The organism is Lelliottia nimipressuralis (assembly GCF_004115925.1).
GTDB classification, from domain to species: Bacteria; Pseudomonadota; Gammaproteobacteria; order Enterobacterales; family Enterobacteriaceae; genus Enterobacter; species Enterobacter nimipressuralis.
Genome location: NZ_SDDX01000023.1, coordinates 16,878 through 32,334, shown reverse-complemented (window position 1 = coordinate 32,334; position 15,457 = coordinate 16,878). Strand labels below are relative to the sequence as shown.

The window sequence follows — 15,457 nt, the reverse complement described above, 5'->3', positions numbered from 1 at the left end:
CCCCCCTCGGCGGCATCAATTGCCGAGGGGAACCAGCAGCACGTCCACCTGACTTGAGCTGACAATCGCTTTGGCGGAGCAGGCGGCGCGTGAGAAGAAGCTGTGGTTATGGTTACCGCAGATCACCAAATCAGCCTGCTCTTTGCGGCAAATATCCAGAATATGTTCGCTCAGTTCGCCGGTGGCGATAAAGGTCCGCGCGATAGGATACTGGGCTTTATCCTCCAGCTCCTGCAAAAAATGCTGCGTCTCTTCCTGCAACAGCCCACGAATATCTTCCAGCATCGGTGCCGCCAGCTGATTATACATTTCCGGCTCGGCCGCCAGCGTAACCAGACTAATCCGCGCATTGAGCGGGCGGGCGATAGAGACCGCTCGCGCCAGCAGCTGATGGCTTTCCGGGGTAACAGCAACGCATACCAGAATGTGTGAGTAACTCATCGCTCACTCCTTTGATGTCCAGAGACAGAGGATTCATCACCATTAGCGCGATTCGTACCGCTTCGCAAGAGGGCAATACGACATTGGTGTGACGCTTATCATAATTATTCATTAATTATTCTTATAAAACGAATAGTGTCATAACCGAGCTTATCAACGTAAAAGCGTTACTTAACCAAAACATCCCCTTTTTAATATTGAACCCGTCATCAGATATCCGCCGTTTTTGACCAGCAAGTTATCGTCACGAACGGAAATTTGTTACATTTTTTAATTTTATAACTCCATGATTTTAAATGAAATTAATGATGTGTTACTGACTATGGCTTAATATGTTAAGCAAAAGATCATTAAGGATAATGCTCTCTGACGAGGAGTGAGCTGGTCGGATAAGCCACTGCATGAGTATTCGTCCATTCAGAATAGAAAAGAGCCTCATTTGGCTAAAAATCAACCAACTTACAAGTCACGCTGATGGATTAATCCCTGTTTATCGCTCAATTTTTGTGACGTAGATCACATTTTTTTTTAAAATTTGGGCGGGGCTGCATTGTATGTGGCAAAACGGACGAGTAGAGTTGCCTCGAATTAGGAAAAATCTTAGTTATTTGTAAGTAATGATAAGACGCAATGGTCAGGGATCACCATTTAAAAACCGCGCGTTTTATCCAGTTTAACCTTAATTCGACTATGCATTTTCGCCTTTTCTTTTTTTTTACCGGGGTTTTCTCGGCGACATCACGGGGTGCGGTCTTACCGCATAAAAAATTATAGTTGGTTATTCTGGATGGGAAAAATGCATACATCCGAGATGCTTAAACACGTCTATGACATCAATTTGTCATACTTATTACTTGCACAGCGTTTGATTAGTCAGGACAAACCGTCCGCCATGTTCCGCCTGGGTATCAGCGAAGAAATGGCAACAACGCTCGGTGGATTAACTCCCCCTCAGATGGTCAAACTGGCGGAAACCAATCAGCTGGTATGTCAGTTCCGCTTCGACAGTCATCAGACCATTACGCGTCTGACTCAGGATTCACGCGTTGACGATCTGCAACAGATCCACACCGGGATTTTGCTTTCAACCCGCCTTCTCACCGAAATCAGCCAGCCTGACGACGTGGCCCGCAAGAAAAGGGCTTAATGATGAGCGAAAAAAGCATTGTTCAGGAAGCTCGCGACATTCAGTTGGCAATGGAACTGATCACGTTGGGTGCTCGCTTACAAATGCTGGAAAGCGAGACTCAGCTGAGCCGCGGTCGACTTATCAAACTGTATAAAGAATTACGCGGTAGCCCGCCTCCGAAAGGGATGCTGCCCTTTTCAACGGACTGGTTTATGACCTGGGAGCAAAACATCCACGCATCGATGTTTTGCAATGCCTGGCAGTTTCTCTTGAAAACTGGCTTGTGCACTGGCGTAGATGCTGTCATCAAAGCCTATAAACTCTACCTTGAACAATGTCCACAGCCGGAAGAGGGGCCACTTTTGGCGCTGACCCGCGCATGGACGCTGGTGCGCTTCGTTGAGAGTGGATTGCTGCAATTGTCGCGCTGTAACTGCTGCGACGGCAACTTTATCACCCATGCTCATCAGCCAGTAGGTAGCTTTGCCTGCAGTTTATGCCAGCCGCCGTCCCGTGCGGTAAAAAGACGTAAACTTTCCCCGGAAGCTGCCGATATTAATCCACAACTGCTGGATGAACAGATCGAACAAGCTGTTTAACCCGAACGTGTGGGAAAGATTCCAGCAGCGGTAAGAAATTACCGCTGCTTTTTTTTACCCCGCATTCCGGTAACGCCTTCGAACTCAACATCCTGTCATGGTCTCTAGCGGAAGGATGATGTCGTGCTTATCTTATTAGGTTACCTGGTTGTTATCGGTACAGTTTTCGGCGGTTATATGATGACCGGCGGGCACCTGGGAGCACTCTATCAACCGGCTGAACTGATTATTATCGGCGGCGCAGGGGTAGGTGCTTTTATCGTTGGCAACAACGGTAAATCGATTAAAGGAACGCTCAAAGCGCTCCCATTACTGTTTCGTCGTTCAAAATACACCAAAAGCATGTATATGGACCTGCTGGCGCTGCTCTATCGTCTGATGGCAAAGTCGCGTCAACAGGGCATGTTCTCGTTGGAACGTGATATTGAGAACCCGAAAGAGAGCGAAATTTTCGCCAGTTATCCACGTATTCTCGCTGACGCGATGATGCTGGATTTTATCGTCGATTATCTTCGACTCATCATCAGCGGCAACATGAACACCTTCGAGATCGAAGCGCTGATGGACGAAGAGATCGAAACTCACGAAAGCGAATCCGAAGTGCCGGCTAACGCCCTGGCGCTGGTGGGGGATTCACTGCCGGCATTCGGTATCGTCGCGGCGGTGATGGGCGTGGTACACGCACTGGCCTCCGCCGACCGCCCGGCCGCAGAGCTGGGGGCACTGATTGCCCACGCAATGGTTGGGACATTCCTCGGTATTCTTCTCGCCTACGGTTTTATCTCGCCGCTGGCAAGCGTACTACGCCAGAAGAGTGCAGAAACCACCAAGATGATGCAGTGCGTGAAGATCACCCTGCTGTCAAACCTGAACGGCTACGCACCGCCAATCGCGGTGGAATTCGGGCGTAAAACCCTGTACTCCAGCGAGCGTCCATCGTTTGTCGAGCTTGAAGAACACGTCCGCGCTGTGAAGAACCCTAACCAACAGACGACGACTGAGGACGCATGAAAAATCAGTCCCATCCCATCGTCATAGTTAAAAAGCGCAAACACAAAGGCCATGGGGGCGGTTCCCATGGCTCGTGGAAAATCGCTTACGCGGACTTTATGACCGCAATGATGGCGTTTTTCCTGGTGATGTGGCTGATTTCCATCTCCAGCCCGAAAGAGCTGATTCAGATCGCGGAGTATTTCAGAACACCGCTGGCGACGGCGGTGACGGGTGGGCAGCGAATCGCGAACAGCGACAGCCCAATCCCTGGCGGGGGTGATGATTACACCCAGCAAAAGGGTGAAGTGAAGAAAGAGCCAAATATCGACGAGCTGAAAAAGCGCATGGAGCAGGCGCGGTTGAAAAAACTGCGTGGCGACCTCGACCAGCTCATCGAGGCTGACCCGAAACTGCGCGCGCTGCGTCCACATTTGAAAATCGATCTGGTGCAGGAAGGGTTACGCATCCAGATTATTGATAGCCAGAACCGCCCAATGTTCAAAACCGGCAGCGCGGAAGTTGAGCCTTACATGCGCGATATTTTGCGCGGTATTGCGCCGGTGCTGAACGGTATTCCGAACCGCATCAGTCTCTCTGGCCATACGGATGATTTCCCGTATGCCAACGGCGAAAAGGGATACAGCAACTGGGAGCTTTCTGCCGATCGTGCCAACGCCTCGCGTCGCGAGCTGGTGGTGGGTGGGCTTGATGAGGGCAAAGTCCTGCGCGTCGTCGGAATGGCAGCCACCATGCGGGTGACCGACCGCGGCCCGGACGATGCCATCAACCGTCGTATCAGTCTTTTAGTGCTCAATCAGCAGGCGGAGCAGACCATTCTGCACGAAAACGCCGAAAGCCAGAATGAGTCACTGGATGATTTAAAACAGCCAGGGGCAGTGCCTTCGGCTGCCGTTCCAACATCGCCACCAGCCAATCCGAGGTGATAGCGTGAGCATGGATATTAGCGATTTTTACCAGACGTTTTTTGATGAAGCCGACGAGTTGTTGGCGGACATGGAGCAGCATCTGCTGGATTTAGTGCCTGAGGCACCGGATTCAGAACAGCTCAATGCCATTTTCCGCGCGGCACATTCCATTAAAGGTGGCGCCGGAACATTTGGTTTTACCATTTTGCAGGAAACTACCCATTTAATGGAGAACCTGCTGGATGAAGCTCGTCGCGGTGAGATGCAGCTCAACACCGACATTATTAACCTGTTTTTGGAAACCAAAGATATTATGCAGGAACAGCTCGACGCCTATAAAAGCTCGCAAGAGCCAGATGCTGCAAGCTTTGAATACATCTGCAACGCTCTGCGCCAGTTAGCTCTGGAAGCGAAGGGCGAAGTCGCTGCACCTGCGGTCAGCGCGGCAAAATTAAGCGTGGTTGATGCACTGGCGTCAGAAGACGCGACCCCGCCTGCAGCCGAAGCAAAGCTGCGCGTGGTGCTCTCTCGTCTGAAAGAGAGTGAAGTGAATCTGCTGGAAGAAGAGCTGGGTAACCTGGCGTCCCTGAGCAACATCGTTAAAGGCCCCGATAGTCTGGCAGCTACCATTGATGGTGGCATCGGTCAGGATGATATCGTCGCGGTGCTGTGCTTCGTGATTGAAGCCGACCAGATCACCTTTGAAACTGAAACGGCGGCTGCAGAAGCCCCTGTTGAGGTTGCGGAAGTGGTGGCAGCGCCTGACGTGAGCGTGCCAGCGGTGGTTGCCCCGACGCCCGTGCTGAAAGCCGTTCCCGGCGAATCGGCTGCGCCGAACCGCGCTGAACGTGAAAAACCGGCGGCCCGCAGCAGTGAATCCACCAGTATCCGCGTGGCGGTAGAGAAGGTCGACCAGCTGATTAACCTGGTGGGCGAACTGGTGATTACCCAGTCCATGCTGGCGCAACGTTCGAACGAACTGGACCCGGTGACCCACGGCGATCTGATTACCAGCATGGGTCAGTTACAACGTAACGCCCGCGATCTGCAGGAATCGGTGATGTCCATCCGCATGATGCCGATGGAGTACGTCTTCAGCCGCTTCCCGCGTCTGGTCCGCGACCTGGCGAGCAAGCTGAACAAACAGATTGAACTGACCCAACTGGGGAGTTCAACCGAGCTGGATAAGAGCCTGATTGAGCGCATTATCGATCCGTTAACGCACCTGGTGCGTAACAGCCTCGATCACGGCATTGAATCCCCGGAAAACCGTATTGCGGCAGGGAAATCCCCGGTCGGTAACCTGATTCTGTCCGCAGAACATCAGGGCGGCAACATCTGCATTGAAGTGACCGATGACGGCGCAGGCCTGAACCGCGAGCGTATTCTGGCGAAAGCTCTTTCGCAGGGCATGCAGGTGAACGAGAACATGACCGATGAAGAAGTCGGCATGCTGATCTTCGCCCCGGGCTTCTCGACTGCTGAGCAGGTGACTGATGTGTCGGGCCGAGGCGTGGGCATGGACGTGGTGAAACGTAACATCCAGGAGATGGGCGGCCACGTTGAGATCAAGTCTAAGCAAGGTTCAGGTACCACTATCCGTATCCTGCTGCCACTGACGCTGGCGATCCTCGACGGGATGTCCGTGAAGGTCGCCGACGAAGTATTTATTCTTCCGCTGAATGCGGTGATGGAATCCCTGCAGCCGCGTGATGAAGATCTGCATCCGCTGGCCGGTGGCGAGCGCGTACTGGAAGTGCGTGGCGAGTATCTGCCGCTGGTGGAACTGTGGAAAGTGTTTGAAGTCGACGGCGCGAAGACCGAAGCGACTCAGGGCATCGTGGTTATTCTGCAAAGCGCGGGGCGCCGCTATGCGCTGCTGGTCGATCAGCTGATTGGTCAGCACCAGGTGGTGGTGAAAAACCTCGAAAGCAACTACCGCAAAGTGCCAGGAATTTCAGCTGCCACCATCCTTGGCGATGGCAGCGTCGCACTGATCGTCGATGTGTCGGCGCTTCAGGGTTTAAATCGTGAACAACGTGTGGCGTACACAGCCGCCTGATTAGTTAAGAAGGTATAAACATGACCGGTATGAGTAATGTAACGAAACTGGCCGGCGAGCCATCAGGGCAGGAATTCCTGGTTTTCACTTTAGGCGATGAAGAGTACGGCATCGATATTCTTAAAGTGCAGGAGATTCGCGGCTACGATCAGGTGACTCGCATTGCCAACACACCTTCCTTTATCAAAGGTGTGACCAACCTGCGTGGTGTCATTGTCCCTATCGTCGATCTGCGCGTGAAGTTTAGCCAGGGTGAAGTGGAGTATAACGACAACACCGTGGTAATCGTCCTGAACCTGGGCCAGCGCGTAGTGGGTATCGTGGTCGATGGCGTGTCTGACGTGCTGTCGCTGACCGCCGACCAGATCCGCCCGGCACCGGAATTCGCGGTGACCCTGTCTACCGAATACCTGACCGGTCTGGGCGCGCTGGGCGACCGTATGCTGATTTTGGTGAACATCGAGAAACTGCTGAACAGCGACGAGATGGCCCTGCTGGATATCGCGGCGAGTCACGTGGCGTGATGTGATGCCGGGGGGACCCGGCAGAGAATGGTATTAACTGAGAAAGCCGGGTGAGCGTTAACGCTACCCGGCTTTTTTACCTCTTACGCTTCCTGCTCAATGAGTTCCGGCTCTTCTTCCAGCAGCCCTTCGTTTTGCGCCAGCATTGCCGTTGCAATCCCGTTGCCCAGCACATTAATCGCTGAACGACCCATATCGAGGAAATGGTCGATGCCCATCAGCAGCAAGATCCCTGCGACAGGAATGTTGAAGCTTGGGATGGTCGCGGCTAATACCACCAGCGCGGAACGTGGCACGCCTGCGATACCCTTGGAAGCCAGCATCAGCGTCAGCATCAGAACGGTGACTTCGGCGAAACTCAGATGAATATTGTAAGCCTGCGCGATAAACATCGACGCAAAGGAGCAGTACACCATCGAGCCGACCAGGTTAAAGGAGTAACCAATCGGCAGAACGAAGGAGACGATATTGCGGGAACAGCCGAAGCGGGTGAGCTGCTCCAGGGTTTTCGGGTAGGCCGCTTCGGAGCTGCTGGTGGTAAACGCGACCAGCACCGGATCTTTCAGCATGCTGACCAGGCGGAAAACCTCTTTTTTCAGCACCATGTATCCTACCGCCAGCAGCACCAGGCAGGTGAGCATAATCGCCACGTAATATCCGCCGATAAAGGAAGCGTAGTTGAGCAAAATCCCCAGCCCCTGAGTGGCGATGACTGACGAGATGGCCGCAAATATCGCCAGCGGTGCAACGTACATCACATAGCCCGTGACTTTCAACATGATGTGAGACACCACATCCAGCGCAGCGACGAGGGGGGCATTGAACTTCTCGCCCAGAGACGCGCCGCCGATGCCAAAGAACATCGAGAAAACGACGATTTGCAGAATTTCATTATTCGCCATCGCCCCGACAATACTAGTCGGAATGGTGTGCGACAGAAAGCCCTTCAGTGACATCCCGCTCACTGCCAGCCCGGTGTCGACAGAACCGGCGGGAATCGTCAGGTTCAGACCCGTACCCGGCTGTTCGAGAGTGACAATAAACAAGCCGACCAGAATCGACAGCACGGAGGAGCTGATAAACCACACCATCGCTTTACCGCCCACGCGGCCAATGGTGGAGGTTTCGCCAAGCTTCATGATGCCCACCGTCAGCGTACTAAACACCAGCGGCGCGATAACCATTTTGATCAGTCGGAGGAAAATATCGGTGAGGAGTGTGATATTGTCTGCCCAGGTCGCGATCGCGTCGGCAGACGCGTACTCGTGAATGGCTGCCCCTGAAAGAATACCCGCCAGCATGAAAATCACGATGAACAGCGTGAGTTTGTTTGCACTTGCCACTAAAAAAGACCCTCTGTTATGCGCTTAAGTTTCATCAGTGCGCTGAGTCATATAATTTTTTAATTTCAGCGCACAAATACATTCATCGCATAAATTGAAGTAAAGCGGATACAGATACAACTATTTTTTAAGTTTTATTGATTTTGTTATCTAAATGTGACCGATATATTGTGACATAAATCACAGTATTATGAATATATCCTCCTGATACCCACTTTTAAACCTGCCCGGAAAGTACCAACTATCTGTTTTATATAAAAATAAAGTGTCAATACCGCAAAGGCATGAGGCGAAGCGGAGCAGGTGGTTGAACCCCGATCCATAAACTAAATTCACAATGAGTGCTCATTGGGAAGGTTAAGTGCTGCTAACGGATTGAGTACTCTCAATAAAATACGAAAAAACGAAGGGCACACTTCCTGGAGGGCTGTAAATGAAAAGTAAACTCCTTCTGATCTGTACGGGCGGCATGCTGGCGTTAGCGGCACATCAGGCGATAGCGGTGACCAGTAGCGGAACCATCGGCGCTACCCTGACGCTAACCAACGGTTGCCTGATCAACGGCTCTCCGACGCAAAACGGTATTAATTTCGGTAGCCTCGACTTCGGGACGCATCCCGCAACCTTCTCCACTCTGACTACCCAGCTTGCGGGGGCCAGCGGCGGGAATACCTTCACCATTCAGTGTACGACCGCCAGTTATACGGTGGCGATCACCGGAAACACTAACTCCACTGCGCCAGGCACCGTCGTCGGTACGCCGGGCACGCCCGCACGTTATCTGGTGAATACCGCCAACACCGCGCAGGGTGTGGCCTATAGCCTGTTTAGCGACAGCGGATTTAATAACATCATTGCCAACAACGCACCGCTCCCGGTGGCTTCCACCGCAGGCGGCGTCGACAGTTACACCCTGTATGGCCGCATCACAGGGGGCGGAAACAGCGTCACCGTGGTACCGGGAACCTATACGGACACCATTAACGTCAGTGTGACCTACTAGTTCAAGCGCCGGAAATGACCGAAGTCATCGCACGTCTGCGAAAAATCGCAGAGGGAAAACTGCGCCTTTTTTTTGCTCTCTGCGCCGGGTTAGTGACGGCGGGAACGGCGCACGCGGTCACTTCGCAGTCGTTTCAGGTGTCGGCGACGATAACGCCCGGCTGCTCGGTGACGACAGGCACCGGTGGGGTGCTCGGTACGCTTAACTTCGGTACGCGGTCGGGCGTCGCCACCGGGCAGGTCAGCACCAGTTTTGTGCCGAACGGATCCTTGTCGATCGCTTGCACACCGAATGTTGCGCTGAGTATGAGTATTGACGGCGGGCAACATTATTCTTCCGTGCGCCGAATGCAGCGCGCCAGCGGCACGGAAATGGTGGCCTACCGGCTGTACAGCAGCAGTTCGCTGGCGGCAAACAGTGAGATCGGGATCAATCAGGCGGTGCCGGTGACCTATACCAATAGCAACAATATTGCGCTGCCGTTGTTTGGTGTGGCGCTTTTGACAGGGTTTAGCCCTGCCGGAACCTATTCAGATCAACTCACCGTGACGTTGTCATGGTGAAACAGGGAGAAGGGCAATGAAGGCACCAATGATTCGCTATGGCGTACTGGGGATGTGGGCGATGCTGGCCATGATGTCGGGACGGGCCAATGCGGCGGCGACCATTTTGCTCTGGCCGATTGACCCCTGGCTTTCGGCCGACACCAAAGCCACCGAGCTGTGGATCCAGAACCAGGGGAACAGCGCCACCACCATGCAGGTGCGAATTATGCGCTGGAAACAGGAGAACGGATTTGAGCGCTACACCGCTCAGCAGGATGTGGTTGCCAGCCCGCCGATTGTGACCATTGGCAAAGACGGCAAGCAGCTGATTCGCTTAATCAAACAGGGCAACGTTCCGATGGGCGTTGAACAAGCCTACCGCATTATCGTCGATGAAATTCCCCAGCCCGCTGACAAATCTCAGCCCGAAATTGGCCTGAAAATCCAGATGCGCTACTCCATTCCGCTGTTCGTTTACGGACAAGGCATCCCAACAATAAAAGAGGGGGCGCATCACGCGCTGGCCGATACGCAAAATCTGAGCTGGAAGATTATTCAGGAAGGAGGAAAACCCGCGCTGCAGGTGCGTAATCGGGGGGACGTTCACGTCCGTTTAAGCCAGGTGGTGCTGGATAAACGCACCATCGCTGACGGTCTGCTCGGCTATGTTCTCCCGGACAGCACCCGCAGCTGGCCGCTTCCGGCGGGCGTGCATCAGGCAAGCCAGATGAGTGCGCAAATTAATGCCGGGAATACGCAATGGCAGTCGGCGCCCGTCCACTGAAACCGGCGATGATTATCCTGCTTTGTGTCTCGACCAGCGCCTGGGCCGAATCTGGCGATGACAGTTTACCGCCCCCGCCAGATGCGCAGGCGATAAATAGCGAAGCAGTGTTTCAGCTCTCGGTGGTGATCAACCACTATGACACTGGACTGGTGGTCCCCGTCACGCAGCGCAACGGGACCTTTTTTATCTCCAGTGCGGATCTGCTGCGCGCGGGTTTACCGCCGGAGCAGGTGCCCAACGGTGAGGTCGATCTCTCCCGTCTCTCGAAGGTGCGCGTTGAATATGACAGCGCCGCCCAGCGCCTGCTGCTTAACGTCCCCCGCGACTGGATATCGGCCCGCGTTACCCCTTTTAGCGGCCAGCCGACCCAAAGCAAACCGCAGTACGGCAAAGGGGCGCTGCTCAATTACGATCTCTACACCAACCACACCGAGCATATTGGCGGCCAGGCGTCGCTCTGGCATGAGTTCCGCTATTTCAATGAAAACGGATCGCTCTCTTCAACGGGGTATACCCGCAAAAGTTTTGCCGGAGACACGGGCCAGCAGGAAGGGTACGTACGTTACGACACCACGGTGATGATCACCAACGAAGACGACGCCACGACCTGGACGGTCGGAGATGTGATCAGCGATGCCCTGAGCTGGAGCAGCAGCGTGCGCATGGGCGGGATCAGCTACGGACGCGACTTCTCCCTGCGCCCGGATCTCGTCACCTGGCCGCTGCCGGAGTTTTCCGGTGAAGCGGCGGTGCCGACCTCGGTGGATCTGTTTATCAACGGCTACCGCTCCGGCTCCACGCAGCTCCAGCCTGGCCCATTCACCCTGACTAATCTGCCCTACATCAATGGCGCAGGGGACGCCGTGCTGATCACCACCGATGCACTCGGGCGCCAGGTCAGCACCACAATGCCGTTTTATGTCACCAGCGATCTGCTCAAACAGGGGCTGAGCGACGGGGCGGTGACGCTCGGCAGCCTGCGCCGCAACTACGGTATTGAGAATTTTGACTACGGCCCGGCGGCGGGCAGCGGCTCCTATCGCTACGGCTTAACCGACTGGCTGACGCTGGAAGGGCACGGCGAAGCCGCCGAGGAGCTGGCGCTGGGCGGCGCAGGAACCGTGGTGAAACTGGGGCGCTACGGCGTGGTGAATTCTTCGTATACCCACAGCCGGATGCGCGGAGACGATGGCGGGCAGATTAACTGGGGCTATCAGTACAGTACCAGCGCGTTCAGTCTGGCGACGCAGCACTCCCGACGCGATCGCGGCTACGGCAACCTGGCGCTCTACGATCAGCCCACGATCTATGATGAACACGACCAGCCGATCGCCAGCCTCAGTCGCAACACGGATCAATATTCCCTGACCTTTAATCTCGGGGAGTACGGCAATATCGGCGCGGCGTGGATTGGTGTCGAGAGTTTTGATAGCCAAAAAACTGAGCTACTGAACCTGTCGTGGAGCCGCAACCTGTGGGGAAGCAGCAGTATCTATCTCGCCGCCAGCCGCGATCAACAGCGCGGCGACTGGACGGTGGCAATGTCCCTGCAAATTCCGATTGGTGAACGCGACAGCGCCGCGGTCACCCTCGAAAACACGCCGGATTCCGGCAGCACCCAGCGCATAAACTACAACCACTCGATGCCGTCCGACGGCGGGCTGAGCTGGAACATGGCGTGGGCCAATCAGTCAAAATCACGCAACTACCAGCAAGGGACGCTGGGCTGGCGCAACAACAATATCGAAGTGCAGGGCGGCGGTTACGGCGAACAGGACATGATGACCTGGTGGGGCGAGGCGATGGGGTCCATCGTGCTGATGGACAACGAGCTGTTTGCCGCCAACAAAATCAACGATGCCTTTGTGGTGATCAGCACCGATGGTCACCCGGACGTACCGGTCAATTATGAAAACCAGCCGGTCGGTAAAACCAACCGCAATGGCTACTTGCTGGTGAGTGGCGTGTCCGCCTACTACCCGGCGAGTTACAGCATCAATACCCTGAATCTGCCCGCCGATACGCGGCTTAAGGAGACAGAACGCCGGGTGGCGATTCGCCGTCATAGCGGTTTTCTGGTGGATTTCCCGATGGAACAGGAGCGGGTAGCGAGCGTGATTTTGCACGATCCGCAGGGGCTGGCGATCCCGGTTGGCAGCCAGGTGCGGCGCGCTTCGCGCAGCACGGCGGTGGTCGGCTATGACGGTATCGCCTGGCTGGAAAATCTGACCGATGTGAACCCGCTGGAAGTGATTTTGCCGGAGGGGAAACGTTGCTACGCCACGCTGACGGTGGGCGCCAATCCGGAGCATAAACTGCAAACTTTCGGGCCGCTGACCTGCCGGGAGGCCCCGTGAAACGTCTGCTGATCGCCCTGGTGCTCCTGATGCTCTCGGGCGGCAGCTGGGCGGCCTGTACCGTCAGCACCGTCAACGCCTCGTTTGGCAGCGTGACTTCGTTTGCCCTCAGCGGAACGGGCGAAGTTGAAACCACCGGCACGCTGGTGGTGAGCTGCGATGCGATCCTGAATTTACTCACCAATGACTCGGTCACACTGAACTACACGGCGGCGACCGTCTCTGCCAACAGCCGCGCGACAATGAAACGCACGGACAATGCGGCCATCACCGACGTCATCCCCACGCGGCTGTGCGGGCTGTCGGGCTGTTCCGGCAGCAGCGAAGTGCAGATCGCCAAAGCCTACACCTGGAGCGGCAGTACGCTGTTAAATCTGCTGGGTGCCAAGCAGTACAACATTCCGCTCTATTTTCGCACGGTGGCGGGGCAAAACGTGACGGCGGGACCTTATCAGGTGGTGCTCACTTTCAGCATCAACTACAACGTCTGCTCCGTGGGGGCCGTGGGTTTATGCCTCACGCCACAAACCGGTACGGCGACGACCAGCATTACGCTGAACATGAACGTCACCAACAACTGTAGTGCGATGACCACGCCCAACGTCAACTTTAACAGCGCGCCGCTGGTGCAAAATTTCCCCACCGTCTCGCAGGCCATTGCTGTCACCTGCACCAAGGGCAGCGTCTATACCATCGGCATCAATAACGGGGCGAATGCCCTAAACGGCGTGCGGCGGATGGTGAGCGGCAGCAACTACATGAGCTACGACATTTATAAAGAGGCGACCACCAACCGCTGGGGAGGCAGCGGCACCGAGCGCTGGACCAGCGCCACCTCATCGCTGCTGAGCGCTGACGGGCTTTTGCGTACCTATAACTACACCGCCAAAGTGCTGACCAGCCAGACTACGCCCCCCGCCGGAACCTATAACGACACGTTGATCGTCGACGTCGCATTCTGAATTGACGCTTTTCCCTTTCGCAAATGTAAAGTTCCCTCAGCCTTTGCCGATAACACCGTTAATAAATCTTAGAGAAGGTGTTGTATGTTGAACCGTATCCGCGTTGTCACAATGCTGATGATGGTGCTGGTCATTTTCGCACTTCTTCAGCTTATTTCCGGTGGGCTGTTTTTCTCATCCTTAAAAAATAATCAGCAGAGCTTTGCTGTTTCGAACGATTTACGCCTCCAGCAAAGTGAACTGACGTCGACCTGGGATCTGATGCTGCAAACGCGCATCAACCTGAGCCGTTCTTCTGCGCGCATGATGATGGACCCGAACAACCAGCAAAGCAGCGCGAAAACGGATCTGTTGAAAAACGCCCGCGCCACCCTGGCTGACGCCGCAAAACATTACGACGCCTTCAAAAAGATTACGCCGCTGCCTTCGATGGTAGAGGTGAGCGAGAACATTGACGAAAAATACACCGCCTATGCGGCCGGGCTGACGGAGCTTATCCAGTTCCTTGAGAGCGGAAACATGGACGCCTATTTCGCCCAGCCGACGCAGGGGATGCAAAATGCCCTCGGTAAAGCGCTGGGGGAATACGCCTCGGCCAGCAGCGAGCAGTATCACACCGCCTTTAACGAAAGTAAGGACGACTACCGCTTTGCCAAATGGCAAATGGCGATCCTCGCGCTGGCGCTGGTGATCGTGCTGGTGGGTGTCTGGTACGGCATTCGCGCGATTCTGTTAAATCCGCTGGGCCGGGTGATTGGCCACATTCGTGAGATTGCCAGTGGCGATCTGACAAAAACGCTGGTGATCTCCGGTCGCAACGAAATCACCGAGCTGGCGAGCAGCGTGGATCACATGCAGCGCTCTCTGACCGATACGGTGACGAATGTGCGTCAGGGTTCGGATGCGATTTACACCGGCACCAGCGAAATCGCCATGGGTAACAACGATCTCTCCTCGCGTACCGAAGAGCAGGCCTCTGCGCTTGAAGAGACCGCCGCCAGCATGGAAGAGCTGACCGCTACCGTGAAGCAAAACGCCGATAACGCCCGTCAGGCGGCACATCTGGCTGAAAGCGCCTCCGAAACCGCCCAGCGCGGCGGCAAGGTGGTCGATGGTGTGGTGAAAACCATGCACGAGATTGCCGGTAGCTCGAAAAAAATCGCCGATATTATCAGCGTGATCGACGGAATTGCCTTCCAGACAAATATCCTGGCCCTCAACGCCGCTGTCGAAGCCGCACGAGCGGGCGAGCAGGGGCGCGGATTTGCGGTGGTGGCCGGTGAAGTGCGCAACCTGGCGAGCCGCAGTGCCAACGCGGCAAAAGAGATTAAATCCCTGATTGAAGATTCCGTGGCGCGCGTCGATACCGGCTCGGTGCTGGTGGAGAGCGCCGGGGAAACCATGACCGACATTGTCAACGCGGTCACGCGCGTCACTGACATCATGGCGGAGATCGCTTCGGCATCTGATGAGCAGAGCCGCGGGATTGACCAGGTGGCACTGGCGGTCTCGGAAATGGATCGTGTGACACAACAAAACGCCGCGCTGGTGCAAGAGTCCGCTGCGGCGGCCGCTGCGCTGGAAGACCAGGCGAGCCGTCTGAAGATGGCCGTCTCGGCGTTTCGCCTTACCTCTACACCTCAAAATACGGTGGTGTCCAGGGCAGCACCTGCCGGGACCGCGCCTGCCGCAAGGGTGAAACACACTCGTGCGTCGGCAGCCGGACAAGAAGAAAACTGGGAAACATTTTGACTGATAGTTAACCGCGGCTGCTGGCCGCTTGATG

The 15,457-nt window shown here is 55.2% G+C and carries 14 protein-coding genes; 12 read left to right on the top strand and 2 right to left on the bottom strand.

Going from position 1 to position 15,457, the window contains the following annotated elements:
- Window positions 1–15: 15 nt before the first annotated feature.
- Window positions 16–441 (bottom strand): universal stress protein UspC, encoded by a 426-nt coding sequence (gene uspC, locus ETG88_RS18640; protein ID WP_129036085.1) that lies wholly within the window; start codon window positions 439–441, stop codon window positions 16–18.
- Window positions 442–1,237: 796 nt separating this feature from the next.
- On the opposite strand from uspC, the gene flhD reads away from it, so the two are divergent.
- The 6 genes from flhD (at window position 1,238) to cheW (ending at window position 6,674) form a co-directional block, all read left to right on the top strand.
- Complete coding sequence (flhD, locus tag ETG88_RS18635; protein ID WP_187469887.1) at window positions 1,238–1,588, top strand: flagellar transcriptional regulator FlhD; 351 nt, start codon at window positions 1,238–1,240, stop codon at window positions 1,586–1,588.
- Window positions 1,589–1,590: 2 nt separating this feature from the next.
- Entirely contained in the window at window positions 1,591–2,169 is a 579-nt protein-coding gene (flhC, locus tag ETG88_RS18630; RefSeq protein ID WP_107704251.1) for a flagellar transcriptional regulator FlhC, read from the top strand.
- Between the two features lie 123 nt (window positions 2,170–2,292).
- Entirely contained in the window at window positions 2,293–3,180 is an 888-nt protein-coding gene (gene motA / locus ETG88_RS18625; protein WP_100779745.1) for a flagellar motor stator protein MotA, read from the top strand.
- Window positions 3,177–4,106 carry a flagellar motor protein MotB gene (motB, locus tag ETG88_RS18620; protein WP_102104001.1) on the top strand — a complete coding sequence of 310 codons (930 nt, stop codon included), beginning with the start codon at window positions 3,177–3,179 and terminating at the stop codon, window positions 4,104–4,106. Before motA ends, motB begins: the two co-directional genes overlap by 4 nt.
- A gap of 4 nt (window positions 4,107–4,110) precedes the next feature.
- Window positions 4,111–6,150, top strand: a complete 2,040-nt coding sequence (gene cheA, locus ETG88_RS18615; protein WP_129036083.1) for a chemotaxis protein CheA — start codon at window positions 4,111–4,113, stop codon at window positions 6,148–6,150.
- A gap of 20 nt (window positions 6,151–6,170) precedes the next feature.
- On the top strand, window positions 6,171–6,674 hold the full coding sequence (cheW, locus tag ETG88_RS18610; protein WP_129036082.1) for a chemotaxis protein CheW: 504 nt from the start codon (window positions 6,171–6,173) through the stop codon (window positions 6,672–6,674).
- An 83-nt stretch (window positions 6,675–6,757) separates the two neighbouring features.
- Here cheW and ETG88_RS18605 read toward each other — a convergent pair whose 3' ends face one another.
- Complete coding sequence (locus ETG88_RS18605) at window positions 6,758–8,017, bottom strand: dicarboxylate/amino acid:cation symporter (protein ID WP_129036081.1); 1,260 nt, start codon at window positions 8,015–8,017, stop codon at window positions 6,758–6,760.
- Window positions 8,018–8,450: 433 nt separating this feature from the next.
- On the opposite strand from ETG88_RS18605, the gene ETG88_RS18600 reads away from it, so the two are divergent.
- From ETG88_RS18600 to tar, 6 genes are all read left to right on the top strand, one after another.
- Window positions 8,451–9,020: a Csu type fimbrial protein gene (locus ETG88_RS18600; protein ID WP_100779749.1), complete on the top strand. Its 570-nt coding sequence runs from the start codon at window positions 8,451–8,453 to the stop codon at window positions 9,018–9,020.
- A 14-nt stretch (window positions 9,021–9,034) separates the two neighbouring features.
- Window positions 9,035–9,583 carry a Csu type fimbrial protein gene (locus ETG88_RS18595; RefSeq protein WP_129036080.1) on the top strand — a complete coding sequence of 183 codons (549 nt, stop codon included), beginning with the start codon at window positions 9,035–9,037 and terminating at the stop codon, window positions 9,581–9,583.
- A 16-nt stretch (window positions 9,584–9,599) separates the two neighbouring features.
- Complete coding sequence (locus ETG88_RS18590) at window positions 9,600–10,349, top strand: fimbrial biogenesis chaperone (RefSeq protein ID WP_100779751.1); 750 nt, start codon at window positions 9,600–9,602, stop codon at window positions 10,347–10,349.
- The gene (locus tag ETG88_RS18585) at window positions 10,325–12,709 is read left to right on the top strand and encodes a fimbria/pilus outer membrane usher protein (RefSeq protein WP_102103999.1); all 2,385 of its coding nucleotides are present in this window, start codon (window positions 10,325–10,327) and stop codon (window positions 12,707–12,709) included. The genes ETG88_RS18590 and ETG88_RS18585 overlap by 25 nt, the downstream gene beginning before the upstream one ends.
- Before the next feature lie 29 nt (window positions 12,710–12,738).
- The gene (locus tag ETG88_RS18580; RefSeq protein WP_228483588.1) at window positions 12,739–13,671 is read left to right on the top strand and encodes a Csu type fimbrial protein; all 933 of its coding nucleotides are present in this window, start codon (window positions 12,739–12,741) and stop codon (window positions 13,669–13,671) included.
- An 84-nt stretch (window positions 13,672–13,755) separates the two neighbouring features.
- A complete protein-coding gene (tar, locus tag ETG88_RS18575) occupies window positions 13,756–15,423 on the top strand; it encodes a methyl-accepting chemotaxis protein II (protein ID WP_129036078.1) in 1,668 nt (555 codons plus the stop codon).
- Window positions 15,424–15,457 lie beyond the last annotated feature (34 nt).

Excerpts from the sequence above, each read along its gene's own strand:
- motB (WP_102104001.1), top strand. The coding sequence starts at position 3,177 with ATGAAAAATCAGTCCCATCCCATCGTCATAGTTAAAAAGCGCAAACAC.
- ETG88_RS18580 (WP_228483588.1), top strand. The coding sequence starts at position 12,739 with ATGCTCTCGGGCGGCAGCTGGGCGGCCTGTACCGTCAGCACCGTCAAC.
- tar (WP_129036078.1), top strand. The coding sequence starts at position 13,756 with ATGTTGAACCGTATCCGCGTTGTCACAATGCTGATGATGGTGCTGGTC.
- ETG88_RS18595 (WP_129036080.1), top strand. The coding sequence starts at position 9,035 with ATGACCGAAGTCATCGCACGTCTGCGAAAAATCGCAGAGGGAAAACTG.
- flhD (WP_187469887.1), top strand. The coding sequence starts at position 1,238 with ATGCATACATCCGAGATGCTTAAACACGTCTATGACATCAATTTGTCA.
- ETG88_RS18585 (WP_102103999.1), top strand. The coding sequence starts at position 10,325 with ATGGCAGTCGGCGCCCGTCCACTGAAACCGGCGATGATTATCCTGCTT.
- cheW (WP_129036082.1), top strand. The coding sequence starts at position 6,171 with ATGACCGGTATGAGTAATGTAACGAAACTGGCCGGCGAGCCATCAGGG.
- ETG88_RS18600 (WP_100779749.1), top strand. The coding sequence starts at position 8,451 with ATGAAAAGTAAACTCCTTCTGATCTGTACGGGCGGCATGCTGGCGTTA.
- flhC (WP_107704251.1), top strand. The coding sequence starts at position 1,591 with ATGAGCGAAAAAAGCATTGTTCAGGAAGCTCGCGACATTCAGTTGGCA.
- uspC (WP_129036085.1), bottom strand. The coding sequence starts at position 441 with ATGAGTTACTCACACATTCTGGTATGCGTTGCTGTTACCCCGGAAAGC.
- ETG88_RS18590 (WP_100779751.1), top strand. The coding sequence starts at position 9,600 with ATGAAGGCACCAATGATTCGCTATGGCGTACTGGGGATGTGGGCGATG.